This window comes from Hungatella sp. L36, from assembly GCF_014288035.1.
Genome location: NZ_JACOPC010000002.1, coordinates 492,221 through 507,539 on the forward strand (window position 1 = coordinate 492,221; position 15,319 = coordinate 507,539).

General features: G+C 51.2%; 12 protein-coding genes. 10 read left to right on the forward strand and 2 right to left on the reverse strand.

Annotated features, from left to right (window positions below; all coding sequences use genetic code 11):
• Window positions 1-5: 5 nt before the first annotated feature.
• The 6 genes from H8S80_RS07870 to H8S80_RS07895 all read left to right on the forward strand — a co-directional run bounded on the left by H8S80_RS07870 (window position 6) and on the right by H8S80_RS07895 (window position 7,051).
• Window positions 6-1,337, forward strand: a complete 1,332-nt coding sequence (locus H8S80_RS07870; RefSeq protein ID WP_117631652.1) for an amidohydrolase — start codon at window positions 6-8, stop codon at window positions 1,335-1,337.
• A gap of 32 nt (window positions 1,338-1,369) precedes the next feature.
• On the forward strand, window positions 1,370-2,119 hold the full coding sequence (yaaA, locus tag H8S80_RS07875) for a peroxide stress protein YaaA (RefSeq protein ID WP_117631654.1): 750 nt from the start codon (window positions 1,370-1,372) through the stop codon (window positions 2,117-2,119).
• A gap of 2 nt (window positions 2,120-2,121) precedes the next feature.
• Window positions 2,122-3,555, forward strand: a complete 1,434-nt coding sequence (locus tag H8S80_RS07880) for a serine hydrolase (RefSeq protein ID WP_002604192.1) — start codon at window positions 2,122-2,124, stop codon at window positions 3,553-3,555.
• A 62-nt stretch (window positions 3,556-3,617) separates the two neighbouring features.
• A complete protein-coding gene (locus H8S80_RS07885; RefSeq protein ID WP_117631656.1) occupies window positions 3,618-4,475 on the forward strand; it encodes a nitroreductase family protein in 858 nt (285 codons plus the stop codon).
• 177 nt (window positions 4,476-4,652) lie between these two features.
• The gene (locus tag H8S80_RS07890; RefSeq protein WP_002604190.1) at window positions 4,653-5,039 is read left to right on the forward strand and encodes a BlaI/MecI/CopY family transcriptional regulator; all 387 of its coding nucleotides are present in this window, start codon (window positions 4,653-4,655) and stop codon (window positions 5,037-5,039) included.
• On the forward strand, window positions 5,039-7,051 hold the full coding sequence (locus tag H8S80_RS07895) for a M56 family metallopeptidase (RefSeq protein ID WP_117631658.1): 2,013 nt from the start codon (window positions 5,039-5,041) through the stop codon (window positions 7,049-7,051). The genes H8S80_RS07890 and H8S80_RS07895 overlap by 1 nt, the downstream gene beginning before the upstream one ends.
• A gap of 119 nt (window positions 7,052-7,170) precedes the next feature.
• Here the strand turns inward: H8S80_RS07895 and H8S80_RS07900 are convergent, their stop codons facing one another.
• A complete protein-coding gene (locus tag H8S80_RS07900) occupies window positions 7,171-8,775 on the reverse strand; it encodes a response regulator transcription factor (RefSeq protein ID WP_002604188.1) in 1,605 nt (534 codons plus the stop codon).
• 28 nt (window positions 8,776-8,803) lie between these two features.
• Window positions 8,804-10,609, reverse strand: a complete 1,806-nt coding sequence (locus tag H8S80_RS07905) for a sensor histidine kinase (RefSeq protein WP_002604187.1) — start codon at window positions 10,607-10,609, stop codon at window positions 8,804-8,806.
• A gap of 256 nt (window positions 10,610-10,865) precedes the next feature.
• On the opposite strand from H8S80_RS07905, the gene H8S80_RS07910 reads away from it, so the two are divergent.
• The 4 genes from H8S80_RS07910 to H8S80_RS07925 all read left to right on the forward strand — a co-directional run bounded on the left by H8S80_RS07910 (window position 10,866) and on the right by H8S80_RS07925 (window position 15,307).
• Window positions 10,866-12,233, forward strand: a complete 1,368-nt coding sequence (locus H8S80_RS07910) for an ABC transporter substrate-binding protein (RefSeq protein ID WP_002604186.1) — start codon at window positions 10,866-10,868, stop codon at window positions 12,231-12,233.
• Window positions 12,234-12,334: 101 nt separating this feature from the next.
• A complete protein-coding gene (locus H8S80_RS07915) occupies window positions 12,335-13,255 on the forward strand; it encodes a carbohydrate ABC transporter permease (RefSeq protein WP_002604185.1) in 921 nt (306 codons plus the stop codon).
• A 14-nt stretch (window positions 13,256-13,269) separates the two neighbouring features.
• Window positions 13,270-14,097: a carbohydrate ABC transporter permease gene (locus H8S80_RS07920; protein ID WP_002604184.1), complete on the forward strand. Its 828-nt coding sequence runs from the start codon at window positions 13,270-13,272 to the stop codon at window positions 14,095-14,097.
• 31 nt (window positions 14,098-14,128) lie between these two features.
• Window positions 14,129-15,307 (forward strand): glycoside hydrolase family 88 protein, encoded by a 1,179-nt coding sequence (locus tag H8S80_RS07925; protein WP_117631660.1) that lies wholly within the window; start codon window positions 14,129-14,131, stop codon window positions 15,305-15,307.
• The last annotated feature ends 12 nt before the right edge of the window (window positions 15,308-15,319 follow it).

Consider the following 15,319-nt stretch of genomic DNA (forward strand, 5'->3'; position numbering starts at 1 on the left):
GATAGATGTACGATCAGATCACAGTTATGGCAAAGGAACTTTATGAGAAAAGCGTGGCGCTAAGAAGAGACCTGCACCGGCACCCGGAGATGGGCTGGCTGGAGATGCGCACCTCTGCCGTCATCGCCGGGATTTTAACGAATCTGGGCTATGAAGTGCTGACTGGCCGCCAGGTGGTGGATGACAGAGCCAGAATGGGCCTTCCATCCGACGAGGCACGGCGGGAGCACGCAAAGCTGGTTAGGGAAGGCTGGGATACGCCCCTTACATACCTGACAGAGGAGATGGAGGCGGGATACACCGGGGTAATCGGAATCCTGCGCTGCGGGCAGGGCCCCGTATGCGCCCTCCGTTTTGATATCGACGCCCTCGGCGTCCTGGAGGATGAAAACACCTGCCACAGACCGGCGCGGGAGGGCTTTGCATCGCAGTGCCCCGGCGTCATGCACGCCTGCGGCCACGACGGCCATACCGCCATCGGCCTCGGCGTGGCGGAAGTGCTCATGAATCTGCGGGCACAGCTGCACGGAACGGTAAAACTGATCTTTCAGCCCGCCGAAGAAGGCGTGCGGGGAGCCAGAGCCATCGTTTCCAAAGGCCATTTGGACGATGTGGATTATTTCGTCGGAACGCATCTTGCGCCTTTGGACGGCCCCGATGACGGAGCGGTGACTCCGGCGACCTATGGCTCCCTTGCGACCACCAAGTACGACGTCATCTACCGCGGTGCACCGGCCCATGCGGGCGGCTTCCCTGAAAAGGGACGAAACGCCCTTCTTGCGGCGGCCTGCGCAGCGATGGGGTTAGCGGCGATACCGCGTCACAGCGAAGGCGCCAGCCGGGTCAATGTGGGGACGCTTCACGCAGGCACCGGAAGAAATGTCATCCCCGATTACGCAAAAATGGAGATAGAGCTGCGAGGGGAGACGACTGAGATCAACGAGTATATGGCAGAGAACGCCAGACGCGTCTGTGAGGCGGCTGCGGCCATGTACGGCTGTACCTGTGAGATGATCTGCATGGGCGCCGCCGATTCCCACCACAGCGATTTGACGCTGGCAGACAGGGCCGCTGCGGTTATTGAGCGGGAGCTTCCCGATATCCGGGTCAGCAGTGTGCGCTGCGCCAGAAACTGGGGCAGTGAGGACATATCCCTGATGATGAACCGTGTTCAATCTCATGGCGGCCAGGCCATCTGCATGCGGAATATAACGGCCATGGAAGCACCGCAGCATACGGCAGATTTCGATTTCGACGAAAAGGTGCTGGAAGAAGGAATACGGGTATTTTCCGCCATTGCTTACGATTTACTGCAGGATGAGCCGCTGCACGGCTGAATAGTTACGACTATACAACAAGGAGAATGCGAATGAAAATTATCATATCCCCGGCCAAGAAGATGCGGGTACAGACAGACATCATAGAGGAGACGGGCATGCCTGTTTTTTTAGAGGATGCAAAACGGCTTCACGATATTTTAAAGGCGTATTCCATGGAGCAGCTGAAGAAGCTGTTCGGCGCCAATGACGCGATTACAAAGCAGAACTACGAGCGTTACCAGACAATGGATTTAGAGAGGAGCCTGACACCGGCCGTACTGGCTTATGTCGGCCTCCAGTACCAGTCCATGGCTCCCGATATTTTCACCGGTTCCCAGTGGGAATATGTGAAGGAACATTTACGGATACTCAGCGGATTTTACGGCGTTTTAAAGGCATGTGACGGCGTTGTTCCATACAGGCTGGAGATGCAGGCCAGACTCCCGGTCGATGGAAAGAAAGATTTGTATGGTTTCTGGGGAAACCGGCTTTATGAGGAGCTGACGGCAGATGGGGATGGCGTGATTGTCAATCTCGCATCGAAAGAGTACAGCCGCGCGGTGGAACCGTGGCTTACCGCTTCCGACACCTTCATCACCTGTGTCTTCGGCACAGAGCAGGAGGGAAAGGTCCGTGTGAGAGCGACCGCCGCGAAGATGGCGAGGGGCGAGATGGTGCGTTTCATGGCCGCAAACGGCGTAAGGACCGCCGAAGGGCTAAAGGAATTTCATGCATTAGGATACCGTTACCGGGAAGAATATTCCTTTGAAAATGAATATGTTTATGTTCAGGAGACTTGATTATGCGGCATAAAAAGAACATTTGGAGTTATTTTGTACTCTGTCTGGCAGTGGTATTTGCGAGCCTCATGCCCATGACAGCGTACGGGGCGGCAGACTGGCCGTCCGAGGTGGCCATCGAGGCGGATGGCGGAATCCTGATGGACGCGGAGACCGGAACGATCCTTTATGGGAAGAATATCAACGAGGCGTATTATCCGGCCAGCATCACGAAGCTTCTGACGGCCCAGGTAGTGCTGGACCGCTGTAAACTGGATGAAACAGTGGAATTCTCACAGAATGCAGTCTACAACGTGGAACAGGGGAGCAAGAGCCTGAGCATGGATACGGGAGACCGGATGTCGGTGAAGGACAGCCTGTACGGCCTGATCCTGCATTCTGCCAATGAGGTTGCCAATGCGCTGGCGGAGCATGCGGCCGGAAGCACGGAAGAATTTGCAAAGCTGATGAATCAAAAGGCAGAGGAGCTTGGCTGTACCGGGTCTAATTTCGTCAATCCCAGCGGTTTGAACGATCCGGAGCATTACACGACGGCCTACGATATGGCATTGATCGCCCGGGCGGCGCTGAATTATTCCGAGATCGTTGAAATCATGGGGACGAGAGTCTATAAGATTCCGCCCTCCCAGAAGGCTCCCGAGGGACAGACAATCTCGCCGGGTCACAAGATGCTTAAGAAGAACGATGCCGCCTATGATTCCAGGGTTTTCGGCGGAAAAACCGGATTTACATCGCTGGCCGGCAACACGCTGGTGACCTATGCAAAGAAAGACGATATGACGCTGATCGCTGTCATTTTAAACGGCCATCAGACTCATTATACCGATACGAAAAAGCTGCTGGATTTCGGTTTCAGCCGCTTTCAGTCCATGAAGCTTACCGACTATGAAGGCAGCCTCGTACCGGAGAATCATCTGACCTACTCGGATTCCAATACGGATCAGTCGCTTCTTCTGCTGAACCAGAACAGCCGGATCGTGCTGCCGAAGGAGGCGGATCTGTCTGCCGTCGTTCCCATTGTGAGCTATGATGAGACGTCCCTGACTCCGTCGGGAACCGTGGTCACGGTCAATTACTTATACGGAGAGCGGACGGTCGGCCACGCCTGGATTTCCCCCAATCCCGCGGTCAGGAGCCGTCTCACCAGATCCGCCGTTCCCGAAGGCCTGTCAGACCAGGCCGCCCCCGGCGGGCGTTTCCGGATGAATCTGTCCCGCGGCTGGCTCCTGGCTGCCGGAGCTGCCGCTGCACTGGCCGCCGTCGCATGTGGTATTCTGTTCTTCTTAAAAAGGCAGAAAATCAGGGAGGCGAGAGTCGCTGCCGTGAGAAAACACCGCAGAGAGCAGTGGATGCAGGAATCCGGCTGCTCGGCGGAAGAATTCGAGGCCCTGCTTGCCAAACGTAAGGGCTCTTCCGGAAAGAAGCGCAGGCATTAGTCTTGCCCGACAGGAAGGGCAGTGTTATAATAAAAAAAGAATGACAAAACAAGGAGGGCAATATGGATTACAGAAAAGCGGCGGAAGCCAGAAAATCAATCAGAGAATTTACGGACAAACCAGTATCCGGGGAACTGAAAGCAGCACTCACAAAATGTTTCGCAGAATGCAGGCGTCTTGTACCAGATATCAGCACAGACATGGTTATACTCGATGGATCAGAATGCGGCCAGCTTCAGGGGAATGCCGGATACGAAGGCCTTACGTTCGAGGCGCCGGCCTACTTACTTCTCCTGTCGGAAGTGAAGCCGGGGTATCTTGAAAACGCCGGCTATATGAATGAAGATATGATTCTTCACATGACCGACCTGGGACTCGACAGCTGCTGGCTGACGGTTGACGACGATCCGGCGCTCCGGGCGGCGTTAAAGATCGGGGACGGCAAAAAGGTGGCGGCCGTCACAGCCTTTGGTTATGGAAAAAAAGAGAGAAGCTTAACGAGACTGCATATCAGAAGTATTTCCGATGTGGATGTCATCACGAGAGAGGGCCATCTTGCCCCGAAGATTTCACTTGCACAGATGGTATACGGCGATGCATGGGGAAAAGAAGCCGATTTAGATGAGATGTATATCGATGACGGCCTCAGAGAGGCCTTATATGCGGCAAGCTACGCGCCTACCTTTTTAAACCGCCAGTCCTTCCGCCTCCTTCTGGCAGACGGAAAAGCAATCCTGGTGAAGATGATGGACTCCATGACCGGAGAACTCGACGCCAGATTAAACTGCGGGGCTGTCATGCTGAATTTTGCGGCGGTTCTCGACGAGCGCCGTCCATTCCCGACAGAGTGGGCCATCGGCAGTCTGAACGGGTATGAACTGCCGGCAGACTGTGAGATCGTCGGATACTGCAGTCTGTAACAAAAAACCATATTTTCTCTGAACCATATCAGTGATATCAGCAGGCCGGGACGACTTTTGTGCGCCCCGGCCCTTTGTGCATCCGGCCATTATTTTCCACAATGGTGTTGACATTAATGACTACATGATGTAATATCAAAGTATGACTACATCATGTAATAAAAAAGAGGTGCCATTATGGAAGAGATACAGGGAATGTCCGATGCGGAAAAAGAAATTATGGAAATTATCTGGAATAGCGGCGGATCCATCTATATCGCCGAGCTGTTAGAAAAAGCTGAAGAGAACGGGCGGGGCTGGAAGCGGACCACGATTCGCACCTTTATCACCCGTCTGATTGAAAAGGGATTTATCATTTCCACCCGCCGCGGCAGAATGAGCGAATATACGGCCGCGGTGACGAGAGAAGAGTATCTGTCAGGGCAGGCCCACACGTTTGTACGGGAATATTTCGACGGCAGTGTCAAGCATCTGCTCACCTCCCTGTTTGGTCAGGAGCAGCTGGACTCCGAAGCGGCGGATGAGCTGCAACGGTTTTGGGAGAAGTGTAAGGAGGAGTCCTGATGCAGAAGCTTTTTTACCTCTACTTATCCGTTTCTTTATCGGCCTCTGTCATTATCGCCGTACTGTTCCTGTGCCGGCCGCTGTGGAAACGCCGGTTCAGCAAATCATGGCAGTACTATATCTGGCTGCTGGCTGTGATGAGACTGCTGATTCCATTGTCCCCGGCTCCCGGCATGATCGGCCGCGCCGCCGATTGGGGCTCGGAGCGTCTGGCCGCAGGCGTCTCTGCTGTCATGGCTCCCCAAGATCAGATTTCTACGGATCCGGTTTCTCCAGTTCCGGTTTCTACGATTCCCGTTTCTCCGATGGATGATGGATACGCGCAGCCCGATGACGAGATGTCTGACCTGGAAGAACCGTTCACAGCAGGCGATTCCGGGCCGCAGAGGCCTTTCAGTAATCCTGTTGCAATGGCCGCCGTCGGCTCACGGGCGTTTTCGTTCCTGTGGGTTATCTGGCTTATCCCTGCGCTGCTGATTTTCTGCCGCCAGATCTTCGCGTACCGCAGATGTTTAAAGCTTCTCCGGTCGGTCTCTGTGTCCGCAGAAGACACCGCGGCCGCCGGAATCTGCCGCAGTGTGGCGCTGGAACTGAAGATCCGGCGCAGGATCCCGGTGTCTTACTGCAAAGAAACGTTTTCTCCCATGCTGGCGGGGATTTTAAAGCCCTGTATTTTGCTTCCGGAGATCGACCTTATGCCGTCTGAGCTATACGATATCTTCCGCCACGAGCTGATTCACTACAAGCGGAAGGATATTCTCTATAAATGGATGATCCAGCTTGCTGTCTCCATCCACTGGTTTAACCCGCTCGTCTATTTTATGCGCCGGGAATGCGATCACGCGTGTGAGCTTTCCTGCGACGAGAAAGCGATTTCCGGCCTGTCCGCGGAACAGCGGATGGCCTACGGCGATACGCTCCTTTTCTCCCTGAAGGGAACAAACGGAACAGCCGGACACGCGGTTTCCATGCCGCTCTGTGAAAATACCCATATGCTTAAAGAAAGACTGGAGGCTGTTATGAAGACAAGAAAGACCACAAGAATTCAAAAGATGGCATCACTCATGATAACCGCACTTTTAACCGGTTCACTTCTGGTCCTCGGCGGTTTTTCGGCAGGAGCGCAGGAGACGGGCCTGAAGGTGCAGAAAAGTTCAGAGAAAAAGGATGCCTGGCTCAACGACTCGGAGAATCCCGAAAGCAAAAAATGGCGGCACAGCTTTAAAGTCACAGGCTTTTTCGCAAACAAGTACGGAATCCGTCTGGCGTGGAACAACGATTCCTCCCTGTACCAGACGACCCGCCAGGTCACGGCCGGAGACGTATATACGGTGTCCTTTATCGAGGAGATGAAACAGTATGCGGAGGATCCGGAGGTTCTGGAAGCCATTCGTCTGGCCATTCTGGAGGAACGCAAGGCAGAAGAGAATTCCACCAATCAGTGGGTCACAAACTTTATCATGACGAATCCGGTCGTGGTGGGAGTGGACGGTCCCTATCGGGAGACATACGATGAGCTGGCCGTTAAATTTTATGAAGGAAATAAGTTAGACTACTATTCTGCTGTGCTGGAAAAAGCATCGAAGAAGACGCAGAACACGATGATCGACCGGGCTTATCAGGAGAAGAATATTCCCTGTTTCAGTCTGTCAGATAAGCTTCTGACGACAGAGGAGAGGCGCCAGTATCTGAAAAAAGCCTATCAGGATGACCAGGTCCCATTTTTCAGCATTCTCATGGATGAGGCAGACGGGGATCTCTTAAAAGAGACCGGAGAGCAGGCGTATCAAGATGAAAAAATCTCTTTCTTTTCCCTCCTGTTTTCAGATCTCCCCGAGGAAGACCAGATAAAATACGCATACCGGGCCTACGAAGACGGACGGGAGCAGGTTTTCGCGATCGCCGCTAAAGCCTTAAACTCCTATCAGTGTGAGGAATTGGCCAAACGGGCCTACAAGGAAGGGAAGAAAAGTTTCCTGTTCCTGATCCCAGGCGCTGACGACGACCTCTAACTGCAATATCCCGGAAAAAGCGGGGGCGTCTCCAGTCCATACTGCAAACGTATGGTACCGGAGACGCCCCCGCCGTTTTATGAGACAGGTTATATGTGACAGGTTTTACGAGCCGGTTTTCACGAGGCAGGCGTCCTGTTTTCATGTTCTCTTGGCGAGATTCCCGTCACTTTCTTAAATACCTTGCTGAAATAATAGGGGTTGTCGAACCCCAGCATATCTGAAATCTCATACATCAGATACTGGTGAGTATCGATCAGTTCCTTGGCATGTTCGATTTTCACCGCGGCGATATAATCGGACAGGGTGCTGCCGGTCAGCTTTTTAAAGGTATTGCTCAAATGGCCGGCGCTGATATTCAGACTGTCCGCGATATCGGCCAGGGTCAGCTTTTCCATATAATGCTCGTCCACATAGGCCCTGGCCTGCTCCACCAGCTTGTCGGAACGGGTGGATTTGCGGTCATTCAACAGGCGGCAGAGCTTGCTGCAAAAGCTTTGAAGCCATGTCAGTATATCGGCCAGGCTGTTAAACTGATAGAGCCGCCCCGCCACATTGATGGCGTAAGGGAAGATATCGCCGTAGCTGTTGTCCGCACTCTCGAAATAGGAATACAGATACGTATATAGGTTGATGCATGCGCTGGCCGCCTGCTCCTTGCCCGGCTGGTTTTCCTTAAACAGGGTGATGATCTGTTCAAAGACGGCCGCCAGCTTATCGCTGTCATTCTGCGCAATCGCGGCAGATAAATCTTTTTTAAAAATATTGATATTGAAATCCTTTGCCCGGCTCATGTGATACCTCTGCCCCTGGTAGAAGACCACCGGAGAGCTGGACTCGAAATAGTAGACTTCCAGCGCGGTCTGCGCCTCTGCCAGCGCGTCTGTGAGAAGCGGGATCTCCTTTTTCCTTGTACTCACACCGAATACGGCGCTGAACTCGAAATACGTCTTTAGAGCCACCGCCATCTTCTGACAGAACTCCGATACAACCGTCTCAAACACATCGCCGTCCTTTAAGGAAGCGGCCAGTAAGTACGTATCCGTCCGGAACTCCAGAAGCGTGTGGCGCAGGAAGGTTCTGGTAGCGATTCCGCCCAGAATATCCATCAGCTGTTTGCTGATCTGGTGGAAATCGTAAGGATCGTCATCCGTCTCAAACGCGATATTGATGGGACTTACGGAAAAGAGGAGAAGGAATGGTTCCGGATACTCCTCCTTCACCTTATCCGGCACTTCCGGCGCATTCCCGGACAGCAGAAGCTGGCTTAAATAGTTCTTAGACAAATTCTCCTGATTGTCTTTTATCAGATCATTCAGCAGCTGATGCTGCTTCTGGCTTACAAGCAGTTCGCAGGCGTCTTTGGCCCGCGCCAGGGAGGCGGCGAGCGCTTCCTCATTCAAATCCAGCTTGACGAGATAGTCGGAGGCACCCAGGGAGAGCGCCTTCCGAACGAGATGAAACTCCTCTAAATTCGTCAGCACGATGAAGGAGAAGGTACAGCCTTCATCCTTGCATTTCTCCACCAGCTCCAGTCCGTTTAACACTGGCATCCGGATGTCAGTGATGACAATATCCGGCTTCAGTTCCATGATCATATCGAAAGCAGACGGGCCGTTGGTGGCCTTTCCGATGATGGTACAGTCATACTCCTCCCAGGTGATAAGAGATGCAATACCAGCCAGGATGAGCGGTTCATCGTCCACGATAATAACTCTGTACATATTTTACTTTCCTCCCTGCGGCCAGCCTCTAAAATTCCAGCGGCAGCGTTATGGTAATAGTGGTATACTGATCAACGACACTTTCAATCGTAAGGCCGTAATCCTCGCCATAGACCAGTTTAAACCTGCGGTCTACATTGGGAAGACCGATGCCGCTCATGTTGCTGCGGGTGATTCTGGATGTATCGGTCAGCAGTTTTTCAATGTTTTCCGGAGAAATGCCAATGCCGTTGTCCGTGACGGATATGTGCAGGACGCCGGCCTTGACCCAGACGCGGATTGTGATGAGACCGGTGCGACCGCTGGGCTCAATGCCGCTGAAGATGGCGTTTTCCACGATGGGCTGCAGCGTCAGCTTAATGATCCTCGCATCGTAGAGCTCCTCCTGATCGACAATAATATCGATATCAAACAGTTCAATATACCGAATCTTCTCAATAATAACATAATTCTGAAGAAAATCCAACTCCTGGCGAAGCGTAACCTTCTCATTGAAGCCCTTCGCCATGTTCTTTAACAGCGAGGAGAGGGCCGTGACTACGGACACGATTCCGCTGTTTTTCTGCATGGTGGCGATCCATTTGATGGAATCCAGTGTATTATAGAGGAAATGGGGATTGATCTGCGCCTGCAGCATCTTGATTTCCAGATCCTTTTTTTCTTTTTCACTTTCCACCCTGGTCTCTAAAAGGTTGGAGATGCGTCCCGACATCTGATTGATCTGCCGCCCGATCATACCGATCTCGTCGTCCGTCTCAATGGAGTGATCCGGTTCGAAATCCCCCTTTGATATCAGCTCCAGGCGCTTCGTCAGACGGCTGATGGGCGCGCCTAACTGGCGGGAGATCAGAAGTGAGAGAGTGAGCCCGATGGCGATGCAGAAGAAAAATATGATCAGAACGGTTCTCCTGATGACGCCGTGATCCAGCTGCATCCGGCTCTCAGGCCGGATTTCAAAGAAAAGAAGGCCGCTGACCGGCTGCTTCGTATAGGTGATCACACAGTTTTCGTGATGGAGCTTCATCTGGTAATTGCCTTCCTGCTCTTTGGAAGCCAGGAGTCTGGTTATAATAGGGGAGGTATCAAATTCCTGTTCCTCGTCGGTGGAGGCGATGATATCCCCTCCCTCGGTAACCGCGTATACGAGGACATCCGAAGGCAGACTTTTTAACGTGTCGGAGAACAGGGTGGGCGTAATCCCTAAAAAGACCCAGGATTCCTCCGGCTTGTTGCGTGCGCTGTACTGGAGGGGCCGGAGAAGCGGAAGAAGCTTCGGTACCGTGGGCCGGCCTTTGCCGGACTTGAACGGATTGTCCTCCAGCGAGAGGGTATATTGAGCGTTCTCTCTGTATAAAAGGGAGGAAAACCATGGGGCTTTCATAATGTTTTCCACATCCATGGACGCACCGAAGGAATTCCCGGCCTGAAGGACGAGACCGTTATGGTAGAGAACGATTTTATTGATGTACCTGCTGTAACCGGAGATGGCACAGAAATCCCGGAGCACATCGGAGGCGTAGACGGTCATGGAGGTATTATAAGGCTTGTTTGGGCTGTCCAGCGTGGTGGCGAAAAACAGCGACTTGCGCTCCGCGCAGTTTAATACGATATTCACCATCTCATCGTATGCAACCTGCAGACGTTCAGACAGGGTGCGGACACGGTTTGCGGAGTTATTGGTCTCGCTGATGATGACATCCTGGCAATAGGAGCGATAGTTATAGAAGCTTACCGCGCTTGCGATACAGATGATGACCAGCATATTATATAAGATCAGTTTTTTCTGAAATGTCTTCGGCATTTTCCCGTTTTTCTGTCTCTCTTCTTTATTCATATTCCATCCCTTTCTCCACATTCTTATGGATATCATACTAATAAAACAGCAGGATTTCAATTGCCAGAAAGGCCTGATATGAAAAAAATACAAGAATCTGCAAATATTATATTTTTTCTCTTTTCCATTTTCCCAAATCAGAAAAATAGTAACAGAATTATAAAAATCGTTAATTTAACGGAAGGGAAAAATCTGGTATTCTTATGTCATCAAAGGAACACAGACAAATGTGATTCAAGAATAGGGAGGTTTTAACATGAAGTTAAAGAGAGTTGCAGCACTGACACTTGCAGCCGGTATGGTATGCACATCACTCGCAGCATGCGGAAGCAAGGACACAGCAACAAAGGCACCTGAGACGACAGCGAAGGAAGAGGCCACAACAGCGGCAGGGGCTGAGAGCAAGGAAGAGACCACAGCGGCCGCAAGCGGTGAGAAGCAGGTTCTTTCTGTAACCACATGGGATTACGACACAACCCCACAGTTCTCCGCAGTAGTAAAAGCATATGAAGCAAAGAATCCAAACGTAGAGATCAAGGTAATCGACACTTCCGCAGATGAGTACAACAACTCCCTGGGAATCAGCTTATCCGCTGCTCAGGCCGATCCTGACGTTATCTGGGTGAAGGACATGGGCTCCATGCTTCAGATGGCAGATAAGGGCCAGCTGCTTCCGTTAGATGAAATGATCAAAGCAGACAGTCTGGACTTATCCGTATACAGCGGCGCAGCAGAGCAGTTAATGTATAACGACACTACATACGGACTTCCGTACCGTTCAGACTGGTACGTATTATACTATAACAAAGATTTATTCGACGCAGCCGGCGTAGAGTATCCATCCAACGACATGACATGGAAAGAGTACGACGAACTGGCAGCAAAGATGACCTCCGGCGAGGGAAGCGCAAAGGTATACGGAACACATGACCATACATGGCAGGCGCTCGTTACCAACTGGGCTGTACAGGACGGAAAGCACACCGTTGTTGAGAAAGATTACTCCTTCTTAAAGCCATATTATGAGGAAGCACTTGCATTACAGGAAAATGGTTATATGCAGGACTACTCCACATTAAAGACAGCCAACATTCATTATTCATCTGTATTTAAAAATCAGCAGTGTGCCATGATGCCGATGGGCAGCTGGTTCATCGCAACCATGATGCAGGCTCAGGCAGAAGGCGAGACAGACTTCAACTGGGGCGTAGCAAGAATTCCTCATCCGGAAGATACAGAATCCGGTTACACCGTAGGTGCTTTAACACCAATCGGAATCAGCGCTTACACAGATCAGAAAGATTTAGCATGGGATTTCGTAAAGTTTGCATCCTCTGAAGAAGCAGCCAACATTCTTGCTGAGCAGGGCGTATTCACAGGTATCCAGACAGACGAATCCATCAACACCATCGCATCCGCAGAGTATTTCCCGGAAGGCGACAGCAACAAGGAAGCTTTAACCTATACACATTACGCATTTGACCGTCCTCTTGATCCGCAGATCGAAGAGATCCGTAAGCCATTAGACGAAGTACATGAGATGATCATGATCAAGGCTTACTCCATCGATGATGGTATTGCAGAACTGAACAAACGTGTAGCAGAAATAAAGGGCTGGAACTAATTATTAACAGGTTCCCATGACAGAAAGAGCGCCTCTGTAAACTTATTATAGTGAGCGCTCTTTCTTATGGGAAAAAGTGCAGAAGCCAGGAGGTATAATAAATGGAAGAGAAAAAAAAGAAAGGTTTTTCCTCGCGTCAGAAACGAGTGATCCGCGATAATATGGTCGGTTACGCGTTCATACTGCCGAATCTGATCGGTTACGCGATTTTCATCTTCATTCCCGTATGTTTTTCTTTTGTATTAAGTGTTATGAAATGGGATGCCTCCCAGGCTCCCATGGAGTTTGTCGGGCTTGCCAATTTCGCTCAGATCTTTCAGGACGAAATATTCATGAAGTCCTTCTGGAACACCATCGAGTACGCACTCATGACGGTCCTTCCGACCCTGGTGCTTTCTCTGCTTTTGGCCGTTCTTTTAAACAATAAGCTGAAAGGAATCGCCATTTTCCGTACGGCAATCTATTTCCCATATATCGCCTCCATCGTGGCGGTGGGAGCTGTCTGGAACATGCTGTTTCAGCCGGATTTCGGACCGGTCAATGAATTCCTGAAATTCATAGGAATTGCCAATCCACCCCGCTGGGTGGTCGATGTGAACTGGGCCATGGTGGCCATTTCCATCGTCAGTATCTGGAAATACATGGGGTATTACATGATCGTTTACCTGGCAGCCCTTCAGGGAATCTCAAGCTCCCTCTACGAAGCGGCCAGCATCGATGGAGCCAACGGCTGGCAGAAGCTTCGCTACATTACGATTCCGATGCTGACACCTACCACATTCTTCGTCCTGATCATGCTGACGATCCAGTGCTTCAAGGTATTCGACTTAGTATACGTTATGACCGGCGGCGGCCCTGGCAATGCGACCAAGACCCTGGTCAACTACATCTATGAAAAAGCATTTACCAGCTGGCAGCTGGGGCCGGCAAGCGCAGGCGCGATCATTCTCTTCGCCGTTGTACTTGTCATCACGCTCGTACAGTTCGCCGGTGAGAAAAAATGGTCTCAGGACTTAATGTAAAGGAGGGAAACGGTATGCAGACAAAACAGAAATCATACAAAGGTTTGATCTATATTTTATTAGTTTTACTGTCCTTATTCATGCTGGTTCCTTTCTACTGGATGGTGATTTCCTCCTTAAAGCTTAACAAGGACGTATTCTCCATTCCCATGAAATGGTGGCCGGATTCCATACACTGGAACAATTACCAGATTATCTGGAAAAAGCTTCCGCTTACGACCTTCTTCTTAAATACTGCGAAGCTGACAATCTGTACCACCGTAATCCAGCTGTTCACCAGCTGTCTTGCGGCTTACGGCTTCACAAAGACGAAATTCAAGGGAAGAGACTTGATTTTCCTGATGTATGTTACCACTATTGCAGTTCCGTGGCAGGTATACATGATTCCTCAGTTCATTCTGATCTCCAAGATGGGCTTAAATGATACTCATATCGGACTGATCCTGATGCAGGCATTCTCCGCATTCGGCGTATTCTTAATCCGTCAGTTCTATATCAGTATCCCGGATGAGCTCTGCGAGGCCGCCAGAATCGATGGTTTAAATGAATTCGGCATCTTCTCGAGAATCGTTCTTCCGCTGGGAAAACCGGCGATGGCGACCTTGACGATCTTCACCTTCACCAATGTGTGGAACGACTTCATGGGACCCCTCATTTACTTAAAGACAAAAGAATTAAAGACGATTCAGTTAGGTATCCGTATGTTTATTTCCCAGTATGGTGCCGACTACGCATGGATCATGGCGGCTTCCGTCTGTTCCCTGATCCCGGTTGTCATCGTATTCTTAAGCTGTCAGAAGTTCTTCGTGGAAGGCGTTGCAGCCAGCGGAATTAAGGGGTAAAATGAAAGGAAAAGAATAAGGAGAATTGATTATGGCACAGACCCTTAACACAATCCGGAATTATCCGGGCATGGAAGAGGGGATGACAACTACGGCGCTTAACGGCGCCGTAGCTGTTATCCGGGAAAACCTTCCTGTATTTACAGAAAAATTTCAGTCCTCCAACAGCTTCGGCGGCTTCTATGAGCCGACGGAAAATGTGGAATGGACCACCGGATTCTGGACCGGCTCGATCTGGCTGGCCTATGAGCATACCGGGGATGAGGCATTTAAAAAGGCCGCCGACATTCAGGTGGAAAGCTTTTTAGAGCGAATCGAGAAGAAAATCGACGTAAACCACCACGACATGGGCTTCTTATACAGCCTGTCCTGTGTGGCTGCTTACAAGCTGACCGGCAATGAGCACGCAAAAAAGGCGGCGCTTCTGGCGGCCGATCATCTGGCGGAGCGCTACAGGGAGAAAGGAAACTTCCTTCAGGCCTGGGGAAATCCGGGAGAGCCTAAGGAGTACCGGCTGATCATCGACTGTCTGTTAAACCTTCCCATCCTTTACTGGGCGACGGAGGTGACCGGAGATGAGTCCTACGCACAGAAGGCGGAGCATCACATCAAAACCGCCATGAAATGCATCCTGAGACCCGACAATTCCACCTACCATACCCATTTCTTCGATGTGGAGACGGGAGAGCCCACTTACGGCGTAACCCATCAGGGCAACCGGAACGGTTCCGCATGGGCGAGAGGCCAGGCATGGGGCGTCTACGGGATCGCGCTCAGCTACCGCTATTTAAAGAACCCGGAATACATCGATTTATTCTGCCGTGTTACGGACTACTTCATCGAACATCTGCCGGAAGATCTCGTTCCCTACTGGGATTTTGATTTCGACACGGGAAGCACAGAACCGAGGGATTCCTCCGCGTCGGCCATCGCTGTCTGCGGAATCCTGGAGATGGCAAAGTATCTGGATCAGGAGAAGGCTGACCGCTATTTAACGGCCGCGGACCGTATGCTTAAGGCCCTCGTGGATCACTGCGCCAACACAGACATCACGAAATCCAACGGACTGCTGCTCCACGGTACGTATGCACGGGATTCCAGGGAGAATACCTGCACGAACCGCGGTGTGGATGAATGCAATACATGGGGAGATTATTTCTATATGGAAGCCCTGACCCGGCTTTCGAAGGATTGGAAGTTATACTGGTAAAGGAGATGAGAC

Bases quoted from the DNA above. Each gene is read 5' to 3' on its own strand.
- yaaA (WP_117631654.1), top strand. From the start codon at position 1,370: ATGAAAATTATCATATCCCCGGCCAAGAAGATGCGGGTACAGACAGAC.
- H8S80_RS07900 (WP_002604188.1), bottom strand. From the start codon at position 8,775: ATGTACAGAGTTATTATCGTGGACGATGAACCGCTCATCCTGGCTGGT.
- H8S80_RS07895 (WP_117631658.1), top strand. From the start codon at position 5,039: ATGCAGAAGCTTTTTTACCTCTACTTATCCGTTTCTTTATCGGCCTCT.
- H8S80_RS07905 (WP_002604187.1), bottom strand. From the start codon at position 10,609: ATGAATAAAGAAGAGAGACAGAAAAACGGGAAAATGCCGAAGACATTT.
- H8S80_RS07925 (WP_117631660.1), top strand. From the start codon at position 14,129: ATGGCACAGACCCTTAACACAATCCGGAATTATCCGGGCATGGAAGAG.
- H8S80_RS07915 (WP_002604185.1), top strand. From the start codon at position 12,335: ATGGAAGAGAAAAAAAAGAAAGGTTTTTCCTCGCGTCAGAAACGAGTG.
- H8S80_RS07910 (WP_002604186.1), top strand. From the start codon at position 10,866: ATGAAGTTAAAGAGAGTTGCAGCACTGACACTTGCAGCCGGTATGGTA.
- H8S80_RS07880 (WP_002604192.1), top strand. From the start codon at position 2,122: ATGCGGCATAAAAAGAACATTTGGAGTTATTTTGTACTCTGTCTGGCA.
- H8S80_RS07885 (WP_117631656.1), top strand. From the start codon at position 3,618: ATGGATTACAGAAAAGCGGCGGAAGCCAGAAAATCAATCAGAGAATTT.
- H8S80_RS07920 (WP_002604184.1), top strand. From the start codon at position 13,270: ATGCAGACAAAACAGAAATCATACAAAGGTTTGATCTATATTTTATTA.
- H8S80_RS07890 (WP_002604190.1), top strand. From the start codon at position 4,653: ATGGAAGAGATACAGGGAATGTCCGATGCGGAAAAAGAAATTATGGAA.
- H8S80_RS07870 (WP_117631652.1), top strand. From the start codon at position 6: ATGTACGATCAGATCACAGTTATGGCAAAGGAACTTTATGAGAAAAGC.